The organism is Paraburkholderia sp. EG304 (assembly GCF_046543485.1).
GTDB lineage: Bacteria > Pseudomonadota > Gammaproteobacteria > Burkholderiales > Burkholderiaceae > Paraburkholderia > Paraburkholderia youngii.
The window spans coordinates 1-965 of record NZ_JBKGUA010000245.1; the positions used below are offsets into that span (position 1 = coordinate 1).

The window sequence follows — 965 nt, forward strand, 5'->3', positions numbered from 1 at the left end:
GACTCCCGAGATTTATGTCGTGATCGGCGACGCGCAACGACTGATCACACAAAGGCGACGCAAGCAGACTCGGCATAAAACGCAACTCGGGATAATGCGCCTTATGCCGAACTCCGCATAAGGCCCATTCAAGGCGCGCGTTCGTCAAGGCGGAGGATACAGTGCCGAAAGCCGCTCGCACTCCGGACCTGCTGTCAACGCGCTTCATCAACCTCATCGGCAAGCTGTTCGCGGCTGAGGCGCGAAGTGCGAAGTGGAACGCCGCTCGCCGGCTGCGATTACGCCGCCGCTATAGCGCCCGCGTGCTCGCCGTCATCGAGCAACTGTTGATTGAGCATCTGCCTGCCGTCGTGCCGGGTAGCATGCTCGGCAAAGCGCTGCAATATCTGAATCGGCAGTGGCACAAGCTGAGCCGCTACATTGAAAACGGCGACTATCCAATCTCGAACAACGCCTGTGAGAACGAGATCAGGCCGTTCGTCGTAGCGCGCAAGGGCTTCCTGTTTGCCGACACGGTTGCCGGTGCACATGCGAGCGCGAATCTTTACTCGCTGGTCCAGTCGGCAAAAGCCAACGGCATCGATCCATATCGATACCTCAACTGGCTACTCCGATGCCTACCGCTCGCGCAGACCGTTGACGACTACGCCGCGCTTCTTCCCTGGTGCATGCCCGCCGAACTGCGGTAAGTCTATTGCCCTGTTCAACAACTCTGATGGGCGTCGTTAATTGACCGCTTACGTTCGATATGGCCACAGCCGGGGCAAAGCAATTTGCGCCGGATCGTGCGGATCACCTTGAATGCGGCGGCTACGCGCGCGAGCTGTTCGGATGCGTCCTCGCCCAGCGGCTGCATGGTCGTCGCACACGTGGGGCAGAGCGGATCGGGCTCGAGAACGATCTCCTCGCGCGGCAGGTGCGGCGGGAGCGGCCCTCGCGAAGGCGATTTGCTGGCCGGCGCATTC

The 965-nt window shown here is 60.8% G+C and carries 2 pseudogenes; one reads left to right on the forward strand and one right to left on the reverse strand.

What is annotated here, in order from left to right:
- Positions 1–122: 122 nt before the first annotated feature.
- Positions 123–689 (forward strand): annotated as a pseudogene (locus tag ACLFKU_RS43650) (IS66 family transposase); the annotation flags it as partial.
- Between the two features lie 50 nt (positions 690–739).
- On the opposite strand, the pseudogene ACLFKU_RS43655 reads toward ACLFKU_RS43650, so the two are convergent.
- Positions 740–965 (reverse strand): annotated as a pseudogene (locus ACLFKU_RS43655) (IS66 family transposase zinc-finger binding domain-containing protein); the annotation flags it as partial.